17 protein-coding genes are annotated in these 12,245 nt (G+C 39.1%); 9 read left to right on the top strand and 8 right to left on the bottom strand.

All coding sequences use genetic code 11. The features are described 5' to 3' along the window. Positions 1-38: 38 nt before the first annotated feature. Complete coding sequence (locus tag AC0KUU_RS19660; protein ID WP_043981373.1) at positions 39-524, top strand: hypothetical protein; 486 nt, start codon at positions 39-41, stop codon at positions 522-524. 148 nt (positions 525-672) lie between these two features. Here AC0KUU_RS19660 and AC0KUU_RS19655 read toward each other — a convergent pair whose 3' ends face one another. Further along, complete coding sequence (locus AC0KUU_RS19655; RefSeq protein WP_060745312.1) at positions 673-1,218, bottom strand: GNAT family N-acetyltransferase; 546 nt, start codon at positions 1,216-1,218, stop codon at positions 673-675. A gap of 295 nt (positions 1,219-1,513) precedes the next feature. Between AC0KUU_RS19655 and AC0KUU_RS19650 the strand changes: the two genes are divergently transcribed. From AC0KUU_RS19650 to AC0KUU_RS19640, 3 genes are all read left to right on the top strand, one after another. Then, the gene (locus tag AC0KUU_RS19650; protein ID WP_322552256.1) at positions 1,514-2,794 is read left to right on the top strand and encodes a glycosyltransferase; all 1,281 of its coding nucleotides are present in this window, start codon (positions 1,514-1,516) and stop codon (positions 2,792-2,794) included. Next, entirely contained in the window at positions 2,766-3,473 is a 708-nt protein-coding gene (locus AC0KUU_RS19645; RefSeq protein WP_241771379.1) for a TetR/AcrR family transcriptional regulator, read from the top strand. Before AC0KUU_RS19650 ends, AC0KUU_RS19645 begins: the two co-directional genes overlap by 29 nt. 154 nt (positions 3,474-3,627) lie before the next feature. Next, positions 3,628-4,221 (top strand): hypothetical protein, encoded by a 594-nt coding sequence (locus AC0KUU_RS19640; RefSeq protein ID WP_097822801.1) that lies wholly within the window; start codon positions 3,628-3,630, stop codon positions 4,219-4,221. Positions 4,222-4,261: 40 nt separating this feature from the next. Here the strand turns inward: AC0KUU_RS19640 and AC0KUU_RS19635 are convergent, their stop codons facing one another. The 6 genes from AC0KUU_RS19635 to AC0KUU_RS19610 form a co-directional block, all read right to left on the bottom strand. Beyond that, on the bottom strand, positions 4,262-4,615 hold the full coding sequence (locus tag AC0KUU_RS19635; RefSeq protein WP_225049451.1) for a DUF1516 family protein: 354 nt from the start codon (positions 4,613-4,615) through the stop codon (positions 4,262-4,264). A 140-nt stretch (positions 4,616-4,755) separates the two neighbouring features. After that, a complete protein-coding gene (locus AC0KUU_RS19630) occupies positions 4,756-5,178 on the bottom strand; it encodes a NucA/NucB deoxyribonuclease domain-containing protein (RefSeq protein WP_013057949.1) in 423 nt (140 codons plus the stop codon). 140 nt (positions 5,179-5,318) lie between these two features. Then, the gene (locus AC0KUU_RS19625) at positions 5,319-5,783 is read right to left on the bottom strand and encodes a FixH family protein (protein ID WP_043981377.1); all 465 of its coding nucleotides are present in this window, start codon (positions 5,781-5,783) and stop codon (positions 5,319-5,321) included. A 29-nt stretch (positions 5,784-5,812) separates the two neighbouring features. Further along, positions 5,813-7,195, bottom strand: a complete 1,383-nt coding sequence (locus tag AC0KUU_RS19620) for a PepSY-associated TM helix domain-containing protein (protein WP_322552255.1) — start codon at positions 7,193-7,195, stop codon at positions 5,813-5,815. Between the two features lie 131 nt (positions 7,196-7,326). Continuing rightward, positions 7,327-7,968, bottom strand: a complete 642-nt coding sequence (locus AC0KUU_RS19615; protein WP_098248051.1) for a response regulator — start codon at positions 7,966-7,968, stop codon at positions 7,327-7,329. After that, the gene (locus tag AC0KUU_RS19610) at positions 7,969-8,790 is read right to left on the bottom strand and encodes a sensor histidine kinase (RefSeq protein ID WP_074895082.1); all 822 of its coding nucleotides are present in this window, start codon (positions 8,788-8,790) and stop codon (positions 7,969-7,971) included. Positions 8,791-9,012: 222 nt separating this feature from the next. Between AC0KUU_RS19610 and AC0KUU_RS19605 the strand changes: the two genes are divergently transcribed. Both AC0KUU_RS19605 and AC0KUU_RS19600 read left to right on the top strand, forming a co-directional pair. Further along, complete coding sequence (locus AC0KUU_RS19605; protein WP_473452959.1) at positions 9,013-9,846, top strand: AraC family ligand binding domain-containing protein; 834 nt, start codon at positions 9,013-9,015, stop codon at positions 9,844-9,846. Positions 9,847-9,873: 27 nt separating this feature from the next. Further along, on the top strand, positions 9,874-10,503 hold the full coding sequence (locus AC0KUU_RS19600) for a LysE family transporter (RefSeq protein ID WP_322552253.1): 630 nt from the start codon (positions 9,874-9,876) through the stop codon (positions 10,501-10,503). Between the two features lie 52 nt (positions 10,504-10,555). Here the strand turns inward: AC0KUU_RS19600 and AC0KUU_RS19595 are convergent, their stop codons facing one another. Further along, positions 10,556-10,918 carry a transporter gene (locus AC0KUU_RS19595; protein WP_165574929.1) on the bottom strand — a complete coding sequence of 121 codons (363 nt, stop codon included), beginning with the start codon at positions 10,916-10,918 and terminating at the stop codon, positions 10,556-10,558. A gap of 201 nt (positions 10,919-11,119) precedes the next feature. Here AC0KUU_RS19595 and AC0KUU_RS19590 point away from each other — a divergent pair, with 201 nt between their 5' ends. The 3 genes from AC0KUU_RS19590 to cotJC are packed head-to-tail and all read left to right on the top strand — an operon-like array spanning position 11,120 to position 12,216. Next, a complete protein-coding gene (locus AC0KUU_RS19590; RefSeq protein ID WP_013057939.1) occupies positions 11,120-11,368 on the top strand; it encodes a spore coat associated protein CotJA in 249 nt (82 codons plus the stop codon). Next, positions 11,365-11,625 carry a spore coat protein CotJB gene (locus AC0KUU_RS19585; protein WP_028409289.1) on the top strand — a complete coding sequence of 87 codons (261 nt, stop codon included), beginning with the start codon at positions 11,365-11,367 and terminating at the stop codon, positions 11,623-11,625. Before AC0KUU_RS19590 ends, AC0KUU_RS19585 begins: the two co-directional genes overlap by 4 nt. 21 nt (positions 11,626-11,646) lie before the next feature. Beyond that, positions 11,647-12,216, top strand: a complete 570-nt coding sequence (gene cotJC / locus AC0KUU_RS19580; RefSeq protein WP_013083974.1) for a spore coat protein CotJC — start codon at positions 11,647-11,649, stop codon at positions 12,214-12,216. The last annotated feature ends 29 nt before the right edge of the window (positions 12,217-12,245 follow it).

The raw sequence follows: 12,245 nt of genomic DNA, 5'->3' as shown, positions 1-12,245 counted from the left end.
ACCCGTTCTCTCATAATATCCTTAAAGAGGTAAACACCATGAATACAGTAGATGCTAAGATGATTAAAACCCAATACGGTTCAGAGGTTTATGTAGATGATGTAGAACATATTAACTTTAAAAGCCTTCATGCGCCGAAAGTTAACCAGCCGCTCTATCGCATTGAATTTGAAATTGGCTACTTTTTATTAAAAGAACACAGATATTACGAGTACGAAAAAAACTATTTTTGGCTTGCAGTAAGCGAAGATTTTAGTAAGCTAATTATTCAAGAACCTGATATGGAAAGCTTATTTGGAGCTAAAAGCGAAGAAGAAAGAAAGGCGACAAAAGAGCTTTTAAGTCAGTGGCTCATTCATACAGAGGCTTATAAAAAGCAATTAAATCAGCATATTAATGACTGCAAGAAAAGTAATAAGACAAATGAGAGCATAACGGCTGTTTTAGAAAAGCTGCTGAATATTTCAGCAGCAGACATTGAACAAGCCCCGATTGAGAAATTAGCTGCCTCACGATCAGTTTAACTTAAAAAAGTAGGTAGGCATTCATAGCTGCACTTGAAAAAGATGCTTCGTTTAAAACGCGAAGCATCTTTTTTTCAGTTTCAACTATTTAACTCTTTAAAATTCCTATGTTAAAACGACTCTATTACTTATTTCGCTAAAGCCCCCGTTACTTGAATAACTTATACCAGTATAAAGTGGTTCCAATAGTAGGATTATATGACTGCTTTAGTGTGTCAACTCCACCTAGTATGAATCCTTGTTTTACATAAAATCTGCATGCACCAAGATTATCATCTTGTGCTTCCAAGGACATCCCTATAAGTTTTCTTTGTTTTGCCCACTCTTCTGCTTTATTTAAGAGAAACTTTCCAACTCCGCTGCCTCTATAGTCTTTTTTAGTAGCAATGTTTTCAATATAACAGAAGCGATTCCAATCCTTAATTATTCTAATCTGTCCTATGCAAGTATTATTCATATAAGCTAAAAACAAAGCTTTATCCTCTCGGTTTATATATTGGCTCCAATCAAGTTTGTCATCTGGAAAACGTGTTTCTCTAGCTTCATCAAAAAGAACTTCTTTATAAGACCACCTTCCTGATTGTAAACTGGGGACAACTCTGCCATATAGTTTAAAATAATCATTTGTCATATTGATATCCTCTATTAAGTCATTATTTAATGGAGAAATAATGAGTTTACTTTCACTGCCCAATAGTACACACTTCCTTTTATGATGTTTTGAAAATATTTTATTTAAGGATAAATAAACCCTATCTTATTCAATATGACTGCCCGTTAGCTGAATAAGCCTTTCTTTATACAATACTATAAAAAGGAAATTTTCCCTTGCTATAATTAAAAGCAGCAATCCTTACAAAAAGCACCTTAGGAAAATAAAGGATAGTAATAAAACGACATAATTGTCGTTTTTGCATTGACGAATCAATTCCAGGAGGTTACATTATATTAAAACGACAACATTGTCGTTTTAATATAAGGAGGCTGAAATGATGCTTATTACGATGTTAACAACGGGAACGCGGGGAGACACCCAGCCTTTTATGGCTTTAGGATTAGAGCTAAAAAAGAAAGGATACCGTGTACGAATTGCGGCTTCAGAAGCTTATCAAAACTTCATAAAATCGTATGGATTCGAATATGCCATGCTTGGAGGAGATGTTTCTAAAATTATAGAGAGCGGAGCAGCAGACGACGCGATTAATGCAGACAATCCTCTCAAATTTTTTTCAAGCTTAAAAAATGAAAAGATGATGGGTATGATGATGAATATACAAGAAGATTTGCACAAAGCATGCAAAGGAGCCGATGCAATTGTATATCATCCAGGTGCGGCAATTGGTTACTTTGCTGCTAAAGAGATGAATATACCAAGCATTCTAGCCAGCCCTTTTCCAATGACACCAACAAAAGACTATCCAGCTTTAATTTTTTATGATCGACCACGATTTGGAAAAATATATAATAAGCTGACGCATCGTATTTTTGAATGGGGATTTTGGAAAGTAGTAAATGGTCCTTTAAAAAAATATTGGGTTCAGCAGCATGGAACAGGACCTAACGATTTTTCATGCCCGTATCCAAAGCAGCGTACAGCAGCTAACCCAACCATTATTTCGTCAAGTCCCACTGTATTTTCCGTATCTAAAGATTGGCCTGAACACGTTCATTCCTACGGAAATTGGTTTATGGACAGTGACCATAGCTATCAGCCGGAAGAGAAGCTGGAAAGGTTTTTAAAGGCTGGAGAACCGCCAGTTTATATTGGATTTGGAAGTGTTGGTGATAAAAAAAACGCAGGCGAAACGACTGCTTTAGTGATTAAAGCCTTAAAACTTGCCGGGAAACGAGGTATCATCAATACAGGAGGAAGCGGAATGAATCACACAGAAGAGATAGCAGAAGACATTTTATTTGTAAAAGATATTCCTCATGAGTGGCTGTTTCCTAAAATGTCTGCCGTTGTTCATCATGGAGGAGCAGGAACAACAGCCGAATGCCTCCGAGCTGGTGTTCCAAGTATTATTGTTCCTTATGGAAATGACCAATTCGCTTGGGGGAGAAAAATTCACGAGCTAGGAGCTGGAGCAAAAGCCATTCCGAGAAAAGAATTGACGGCTGAAAAATTATCCGCAGCCATTTCCTGTACGCAAGTTAATGAAATTCGATCCAGAGCACAAGAAATCGGAAAACAAATCCGAGCTGAAAAAGGAGCTGAAAAAGCAGCTCAGGTGATTATTGATGCACTCGAGACATTCGAAAATAAATAAAAAAGTAAGCGAGCGTGAAAAAATGCCAAAAGTAAGGGAAGGATACGCTGAAAAAAAGAAGCAAGAGATTTTAGAAGCAGCCAAAAGAGTATGCAAGAGCAAACCGGTGCATGATGTAGCCATGCGAGATATCGTTTTGGAAGCTGGAATGAGTCAGGGAGGCGTGTACAAATATTTTTCAAACCTTGATGAAGTATTTGTTGGACTTCTTAATCAAGAAAGCGTCAGCTATAAAGTAAAAGATAAAATTGAAGCCCTACTTCAGACAAAAAAAGATTCCTTTGAAATGTTGCATGATTTTATTATGTATATTGGAGAGCATATCCAAGAATCGATGACAGCAGGAGGAGAAATTTACTTTGAACTAGTAGCGTTGTATTCAAAAGACCCTCAGCGTTTTATGAAAATTGAAGATCAGCTAGTTGAAGTCTCTAACCTTAAATATATTCAAAAAAAGCTTCACGACTTTATTACGCAGCAAATAGAAGTAAAGAATTTCTCTCCGGCTGTACCAACAGATGATCTGCTAGCTTTTATGGCTACAGCGATCAACGGAATTACACAAAATCCAGCGCCGGTTTACAACGTCGATGAAAAGAAACAAGTTGCTGAGGCGGCAAACGTAGAACGGCATGTCAATACGCTTTCAATAGCCGTTCGAAAGCTATTAGGAGAATAAGTACAGCTGTAATATTAAAATGCATCTTATAATATTGCTAGCAGCGTTAAGTATATTTTTTAAAAAGATTTTTTCACTTCTCCGTCTCCTTTGAATAGTTTTGCAAAAATTAAGCATAATACGACTGCAAACTATATTTAAGGAGATGGAAAAAATGAAAAAAGGGCTTATCATTGCTTCTTCAGTTCTTTTTCTTTCCGGCTTAGCTGCATGTGGAGGAAATAAAGACAATAACGCAATGGACAATACTCAAAATGACTTACGCAACACTTCTACAAACGATGGAGTTAATAACAATATCCCAATGGATAACACTGATCAGCCGACAAAGTCAGTTGAAGCAGCACAAAATGTAGAAGATATGAAGGAAGTTGACGATGCATATGTGCTTCGCGATAATAATAACGCGTATGTAACGGTAGACCTAGCTGGAAATGACGCAGCGGACAACAATGATAACGGCAAGGTGAACACCGTAACGTATAACGGCGATACTTATCATGAAGTTTCAACTGATTTTGAGCAAAAAATTGCAGACCGCGTAAGAGAAGCAGATAGTAAAATCGACAAAGTATACGTGGCGTTTGTAAACACGGGCTTAGACAATATGAACAACAACAATAACGTACCTGGCGTAGATAAAAATGACAAGATGTATCGAGATGATGAAAAAGACAACAACCGTGATCCAGAAGATATTGTAGAAGATCCAAAAGATATGATGGACCGTAACAACAAAGATCAATAACATCAAAAAGGCCTCTGAATCATCAGAGGCCTTTGGTTCATTAACTAAGTTCAAGTAAAGAAATAAAAATCGGAAGAACACAGCAAGAAACGGCTGAAATAAAATCAAGCTCGTTCTGTTTTTTTGCAGAAAGCGTGAACTCCATCAAAATAATTGTCAGGATACTCATGAAAAGCGTTGCATAAAAAAGAAAATCGCGCTGACTTTCCACTAAAAACAACACCGCATTTAAAATCAAAATAACGGCATAAAGAAACTTAAGCAGCAAGTGAAGCTGCATGCTGAATTTATTCTCTTGTTTGTAGCGTAAGATATAAACAAAAAAGAAAATAAATAAAGTTAATTGCCATGAGGCAGGGAGTAGCTGCTGCCATAGATTGTCCAAGAAACTCATTCCTCCTATAAAACGATGATGCATATATGTAACACACACGTTTTTATTTTAAAAGTGAAGAGTATCTTTAGGCAAGAGCAATTTTTCATTTTTTATAGACTTTTAATATAAAAAAAGAAAGGTCATCACGACCATTCTTTTTACTTCACTTCAATTAAAACCTTCGTACCGTCAGGAAACTCGTCTACTTGATGGGAGATCCAAGACCCGGCGCCTCGGTTGTCTGAAGGCTTTACATATTCAATATCAGCACCGCTTCCGCCTTCTTCACAAAAGGCCATCGGAAACTCATCTCGGTCATAGCCGCTTTTAGTCGGAATACCTTTTAAAGACTCACGGCGGTTTTCCTCAGCCCCGTCTCGGTCAATTGTACAAACAGCCGATTTTCCTTTATCGATTGCATGTTGAATGTGCGCTGCAGTTTCAGGGTAACGATCAGCAGGGAAGGTAATTACTTCATCGTAGGAGGTATTCGTTGAAGAGTTCTGCTCTAACGGATTTCCTTCAATCATAACAATAACGGCTAATACTAAAATTAAAATACCAGAAACAATTTTTTTCAATCTGTAAAACTCCTTTATAAAACGTTTATCACTTTTATTTTAAAGTAATAAGAAAAAAATGTAAAAACATATAATGGAACTAGTCAAAATTCATAAGAAAAATATAAGCTCACGTACAGTCCCTGAACGTGAGCTTATGTCTAATGATGAGAGTGATGATGATGCGTTTCGTTTTCAGCTGGCTGCAGTGAACGTAATTCTTCTTTCGATAATTCGCCTACTGCGACTTGCTGAGTAGGAAGGATGTGTTCACCGCGCGCGTTAATATCCGTTTTAATATAGTAAATACCATCTTCCTTAAAGGTTGCTTTGGCTTTATACATACTGCCATCATAATGCGCTTTTACTATTTCAACTTTACCGGGAGCATCTTTTTTCCACACTTTAAACTGAACGCTTTTGGCATCATCCACCGTTTTATTTTCTTGCATTACGTGCACTTCTAGTACCTGTGTGCTCCGTGGTTTTATAGTTTCAGGAAGCATCACATGCGCAGACAGAGGCTTTGGCTGCTTGTAGAGCTTGTCTGCGTTACTGTTTACAGAGCACGCGGAAAGTAAAATCGTACTAAGTATGACCAATCCGGGTATTTTCCATTTGTTCATTGTTACTGCACCTCACATCGTTTCATGCATCATGCGTTTAAAAACCGCTTCAATGCTGGAATTCGTTTGATGACAAAGAAATCTAAAAGCCACACGATAACTAAGGACAGTCCGACTAAAGGAAAGACGAGACCAAACACCACGATTATACACGTCACAATGCGCATTGCATTTCCTTCAGGAACTTTAGGAGCGCCTATGTTTTTAGCTGGTTTTCGTTTCCACCACAGTAAGGCTCCGCTGATAGCAATACCAGCAATTCCGATACAAACAATGAGGCCCATAAGCTGATTTATAAACCCAAACTGTGTACCTTTATGAAGCGTAATACCAAGTGCAATCAATTTTCCCATAAATCCATAGTTGTCGTACCGATAATCGGCTAACACAGCGCCGGTGTATTGATCAAGGTGAATGGTTGCTTCATCCTGAGCTCTTGGTGAAAATACAGAGAGCGTATACACGCCTTGAGGTTCTTGCGGAATAGAAATGTTATAGCCGTCGTGCATATGCTGTTCTTTTGCAATATCTACAATGTCATCAAGCGATACTTTTGTATATTGCGAAGCTGTGGAGTTTGGAACTTCTAGCGTTTCAGCTCCCCAAGGCACGTCCGCTACATCTTTTGTTTGCACGGTTGAAGTAGGTGCACTGCCTACCCAAATAGACGGAGGGTACCCAACGCCTGCGTTTGTGGCGATTTGCTGAAACGCATTGCCCCACAGTCCTGACCACGGAAGGCCCGTTAGTACGAGAAAAAGCATACCAGCTGAAATCCAAAAGGCCGGTACCGCATGAAGGTCTCGTGCAAGCACGTTTTTACCTTTTGAAAAACGAGGAATCAGCACGCCTTTTATTTTGTCTTTTTTGCGCGGCCACCATAAAAAAGCACCGGTTACAATTAAGACAATCGCCCAGCAGGCCGCAAGTTCTACGATACGATCACCCGCTGTTCCTGCCATTAGCTCTCCGTGAAATTCTTCAATTTGATTCATTAAGCGACTCGAATCATCCAGTTTTCCTACAATGTGACCATTGTGAGGATTAACAAAAATCGTATATGTATGGTCTTTTAATGAGATTCCTACTTCTGAAGAACGAGTGGAGCGCTCACTGGGCTTATACGTCAACACGTCAGCGCCTGGATACTTTTCCTTTACAGCCTGCACTTGTGCTGAAGGGGATGTAGACTGTGATTGAGCTTGAACATGATACAAGTCGTGGTACAGTCTTTCTTCAATTTGAGGCTTGAACAAATACACGCCTCCAGTAACAGCTAATATAAGAAGAAACGGAGTAAACACTAAGCCCGCATAAAAGTGCCAACGCCATATGGCTTTGTATAGGCCTTGAGAACGCGCCGTGCTTTTTTTAATTGTACTTGTTGTTTCTTCGCGCTTTTCCTGCATCATTTTTTCCTCCTTTTTACTAACGAACGTGCTTTCATTATAGAAGGAAAGGGAGAATTAGCCATCACTCCTAGGAGTGATTGTTGGGACTTATAAGAGGAAGCTGCTAATAAAAAAACAGCTCGTGAAAGCTGTTAGTTCATTAAGCCGTTTTGAAACGCATAGCTTGTCAGCTGCACGCGATTTTCTAAATGAAGCTTGCTTAAAATGTTTTTTAAATGGCTTTTTACCGTATGTTCAGAAATAAATAACTGCGCGGAGATATCGCGGTTTGACAGTCCTTTAGCCACTAATTGAAGCACTTCAAGCTCTCGTGCAGAAAGGGGAGTGTCGGGTTTTTTTATCGATGTTTCTTGCGGAAACTCTTTTAAAATTTGAAACGCAATTTCCTTTGACATAGGAACTTCATCTAAAGCGAACGCACGCAAATAGTCGTACCACACTTCAGACTGCAGGTTTTTTAACAAATAGCCCTGTGCGCCTTTTTTCAGCGCATCAAATAAATCCGTAATATCGTCTGAAACCGTGATAACCACAATTTTAACGTACGGAAACCGAAGCTTAATTTGTTTTGTCGCTTCCAACCCGTCCATCACAGGCATTCCAATGTCCATTAGTACGATATCGGGCATTAATTTTTCGGTCAGTTCAATGGCTTCTTGCCCGTTGGTTCCTTCGCCAACAATAATAAAATCTTCATATTCTTCTAAAATATCGCGAATGCCTTCTCTCGCATGAGCATGATCATCTACAATCAAAATACGAAACGGCTGCATTTACATAACCCCCTTTTTAATGCTAACAATGGTTTGGTTCTGTTTTCGCTCAATGGAAAAGTCCCAGTTCATGTCCTTCGCACGATCTTTCATAATTTGCAAACCAAGACCGGACTTGAGAGAGTCGGACGTAAAACCTGTACCGAAATCTGTAATTTCACAAATCCATCCCCCGGCCGTTTCAGTGGCTGTAATCCAGATTTTATTCGTTTTTGCATGTTTGATTACATTCATAGCCGCTTCCTTTACACAAGCAAACAGCTCGTTTTTTTCTTTCCTCGACAGCGTTGTTTCTGACAGTCTCCAATCTAGGTTTACATCTAGTAAATGAGTATGTGTTAAATCATCGACGTATTGATGAATGCTTTCAGTCCAGCTTTCGGAAGAGTCAGACGGAGAGTGCTTTAAATTCGTAATCGCTTGACGCGTATCGTCATGGACATGCTGAAGAGTTTGTTTCATCCGGATAAAGTCAGGATCCTGTTCTAATTTATTTTTTCTTCCGAACTTGTTCATTTTAACAGATAGGAGAAACAGCGACTGTGCAATGCCGTCATGCAGTTCACGAGCTAATTTTTCACGTTCAATAAGTGCTGCTTTCTTTTCTTTTTCTTGTCTTAGTTCCTCTTGCATTTTTTCTAAAATAGAAAATAAATAGCGGACAAATACAAGCGTTACAAAAAAGACAAGGAGCGGAGAAAGCACATTTCCCATATCCATTGAGATGTAAGGGAGCAAAAAGGCATGACGAACGTACTCCCAAAGCGCGATGGTCAGAGTTGGAAGAAGCAAAATCAGCCATTTAATTTGTCTATATTTCACGGTATCCCTTCTTTCGTCCATAAAATGTGTCTATATTTTATCATTTGAGCGGAAAATTACTAGAGGAAAGAAGAGAAATCACTCTTAAGAGTGATTGGTACCACCCCTAGCTGAACGGATAAAAGTAGTGGAAAAAAGTCTCATCTGCAATATCATACAAGAAAAATTTTTGAGTGAATGGTATGCTTAAAAAGCTTAGTATGTGACAAGGAGGGGGCATTGATGACAAAAGAAATTCGCACGGCGCACGTTGACGCCGATTTACATATTGAAGCTTATCGTTTTAAAGGGATTATGCAAAAGTTTCCTGCTCATTTTCACGAGTATTATGTGATTGGATTTATTGAAGAAGGTCAGCGTCATTTAATTTGCCAAGGCAAAGAATACATCATTAATCCAGGAGATTTGCTGCTGTTTAATCCGTATGATGTCCATAGCTGTGAACAAATAGACGACAAAAAGCTTGATTATCGTTGTATTAACGTGACGCCAGAAGTGATGAAAAAAGCTGTTTTTGACATTAACGGCAGTGAAAGTCTTCCGCGTTTTAACAGCAGCGTGGTGCAAAGAAGTGATGCTGTCTCTAGTTTAAAAGAGCTTCATTTACAAATTTTAAATGGTGAACGGGAGTTTAAGAAAGAAGAGTTATTTTTATATTTGCTAGAAGAACTCATGCAGGATCATTCAAATCTTTCTTTTCTTTCGTCAGCCGTTGACACGTCCAATGAAATCACAACAATCTGCAGCTATTTGGAAGACAACTATACAAACAAGATCACGCTGGATGAGTTAAGTCAGCTAATTGGATGGAGCAAATACCGGCTGCTGCGCTCTTTTACAAAACAAAAAGGAATCTCTCCATACAGCTACTTGGAAACAATTCGAATCAATCAGGCTAAAAAGCTGCTAGAGCAGGGGAAAAAGCCAATTGACGTATCCTTTCTAACGGGATTCAGTGATCAAAGTCATTTGACTCGATTTTTTAAAAGTCAGGTTGGGCTAACACCAAAACAATACATGAAAATATTTGAAAGTGAAAAGAAAACAGGATGCTAGTAATAGCTTAAAAGGGAGAGAAATACTGTGGATCATTTAGCTGCTTACATGCTGATGGCGCTGGTTATGTCGATGATACCTGGTGCTGATACAATTCTTATCATGAAAAATACGCTTCATCACGGAGCAAAAGCAGGACGTTTTACCATACTCGGCATGGCTACAGGCCTCACGTTTTGGACGTTAATTGCTGTGCTTGGCTTGTCTGTTGCTATTGCGCAGTCGGTGTATCTGTTTAACACGATTAAATACATAGGGGCAGCGTACTTATTTTACTTAGGCATCAGAATATTTCTGACCAAAAATACGCTCTCATTAGAGGCCATTTCAGAAGAAACAAAAACTGTAAAGTCTTCATCTAGTCGCTGCTATAGAGAATCATATATGCAAGGGGCTCTTAGTAATTTTCTTAATCCTAAAACGGTATTAGTTTATATTACGTTTATGCCACAGTTTATTAACTTGGATGCACACACAAATCAACAGCTGCTGATACTCGGTTTTATTCTGACGCTTATAGCGGTAGGGTGGTTTTTAATCTTGGTGTATGTAATAGATTACGTGAAAAAATGGTTTAAAAAACCGGTGTTTCAAAAAGCCTTTCAACGATGCAGTGGCGTGCTGCTGATTGGTTTTGGAATAAGAACAGTAGTGTAATCGTAGTTAGTAAGCAAAAAAGCCTTATTGAAAAATAAGGCTTTTTTTACGTTTAAAAACACGTAAACGAAACAATTTGTCGTGTATCCACACCGAAAATGGTCCAAAAACGTCCGTTCCATCTAAATCCTGCAACCGATCGCGGTCCTACAAAAATAGGAAAATACCAGAAGCTAGAGCCGTTTCTAAGCCATATGAACGTGTTGCGGAATAGACATAGAGAAATGGCTCCTGGGTCAACGGCAAATGGAGTTGCCATTTGTTGAGCCGGAATAAATGCCGGCGGAGGGGAAGTTGGGGCTTGCTGCGGGCTAGGTGCAGGTAAACCGCCTGGTGGTCTAGGTGGACCGGGCGGGAGTTGAGGTCCAGGAAACCTTGTCGGGTACAAATAAAAATCCATGTAGTTAATGTCCATTTTTTAATCACCTCTATTTTTTATCACTATTTTATAAAGTATGAGAAAACTGCCTAAAGGGATTGGGCAATTACAGCGTTTTTTACATAGGTCTTTTTTATAAAGAAAAGTTTGGTTCCTAAGTCGGAAGTAAATTCCTTCATGAACTCGATAAAAGCTGAATAGGATAAAACAGAGTGTGTTTTTAGAGGAGGACTTTTCATGGATAACAATCCAAAAAAGATGTTTACACCGGTTAAGACCTATCAACCTTTCCACAGTATCTATGATCCTTGCCGGCCGATAGGAGTTAAATATTATTCTACACCGCCTCAATTATACATGGGATTTCAGCCGCCGAATCTGCAGCAGTTTTCACCGAAAGAAGCGCTAAAAAAAGGAACGCTGTGGCCGGCTTTTTGGGACTACTATGAAAATCCATACAAAGATAAGAAGAGGGATGAAGAATGAAAAATCTACCTCCGGAGTACTATCAGGATTTAGAAGAAATACAGGCGATTGATTTTGCACTAGTAGAATTAACGCTGTATTTAGATACCCATCCAAATGACCAGCAGGCTATGCAGCAGTTTAACGAATACGCGCAGCAGGCTATGCAGTTAAAAAGAACCTTTGAAACAAAGTACGGGCCGCTTCAGCAATATGGAAACAGCTATACCGACGGAAAGTGGAGCTGGGGAACAAGCCCTTGGCCATGGCAAATATAAGCAGATAAAGGCGGGAGCTATATGTGGGTGTATGAAAAGAAATTGCAGTATCCAGTGAAAGTAAGCACGTGTAATCCAACGCTTGCCAAATATTTAATGGAACAATACGGGGGAGCGGACGGAGAGCTTGCAGCAGCACTTCGTTATTTGAATCAGCGCTATACAATTCCCGATAAAGTTGTTGGACTGCTAAACGATATTGGAACAGAAGAGTTTGCTCATCTTGAAATGATTGCTACGATGATTTATAAGCTAACAAAAGATGCAACGCCGGAGCAGCTGAAGGCAGCGGGATTAGCAGAACACTATGTGAACCATGATAGTGCACTTTATTACAATAATGCTGCTGGGGTTCCGTTTACAGCTACTTATATACAGGCAAAAGGCGATCCGATTGCAGATCTTTATGAAGACATAGCTGCAGAAGAAAAAGCAAGAGCTACATATCAATGGTTAATTGATATATCAGATGATCCTGATTTAAACGATAGCTTACGATTTTTACGAGAAAGAGAGATTGTTCACTCACAGCGGTTCCGCGAGGCCGTGGAGATTTTAAAAGATGACAGAGACAGGAAGAAAATCTTTTAACGAGCAAAAGGAACATCCCTCTTAGTACA

Source organism: Priestia sp. ST2 (genome assembly GCF_055810735.1).
This window is presented reverse-complemented; position numbering and strand designations above follow the sequence as displayed.

Excerpts from the sequence above, each read along its gene's own strand:
- AC0KUU_RS19640 (WP_097822801.1), top strand. The coding sequence starts at position 3,628 with ATGAAAAAAGGGCTTATCATTGCTTCTTCAGTTCTTTTTCTTTCCGGC.
- AC0KUU_RS19595 (WP_165574929.1), bottom strand. The coding sequence starts at position 10,918 with ATGGACATTAACTACATGGATTTTTATTTGTACCCGACAAGGTTTCCT.
- AC0KUU_RS19590 (WP_013057939.1), top strand. The coding sequence starts at position 11,120 with ATGGATAACAATCCAAAAAAGATGTTTACACCGGTTAAGACCTATCAA.
- AC0KUU_RS19650 (WP_322552256.1), top strand. The coding sequence starts at position 1,514 with ATGATGCTTATTACGATGTTAACAACGGGAACGCGGGGAGACACCCAG.
- AC0KUU_RS19605 (WP_473452959.1), top strand. The coding sequence starts at position 9,013 with ATGACAAAAGAAATTCGCACGGCGCACGTTGACGCCGATTTACATATT.
- AC0KUU_RS19660 (WP_043981373.1), top strand. The coding sequence starts at position 39 with ATGAATACAGTAGATGCTAAGATGATTAAAACCCAATACGGTTCAGAG.
- AC0KUU_RS19620 (WP_322552255.1), bottom strand. The coding sequence starts at position 7,195 with ATGATGCAGGAAAAGCGCGAAGAAACAACAAGTACAATTAAAAAAAGC.
- cotJC (WP_013083974.1), top strand. The coding sequence starts at position 11,647 with ATGTGGGTGTATGAAAAGAAATTGCAGTATCCAGTGAAAGTAAGCACG.
- AC0KUU_RS19645 (WP_241771379.1), top strand. The coding sequence starts at position 2,766 with ATGCACTCGAGACATTCGAAAATAAATAAAAAAGTAAGCGAGCGTGAA.
- AC0KUU_RS19585 (WP_028409289.1), top strand. The coding sequence starts at position 11,365 with ATGAAAAATCTACCTCCGGAGTACTATCAGGATTTAGAAGAAATACAG.
- AC0KUU_RS19615 (WP_098248051.1), bottom strand. The coding sequence starts at position 7,968 with ATGCAGCCGTTTCGTATTTTGATTGTAGATGATCATGCTCATGCGAGA.
- AC0KUU_RS19625 (WP_043981377.1), bottom strand. The coding sequence starts at position 5,783 with ATGAACAAATGGAAAATACCCGGATTGGTCATACTTAGTACGATTTTA.
- AC0KUU_RS19635 (WP_225049451.1), bottom strand. The coding sequence starts at position 4,615 with ATGAGTTTCTTGGACAATCTATGGCAGCAGCTACTCCCTGCCTCATGG.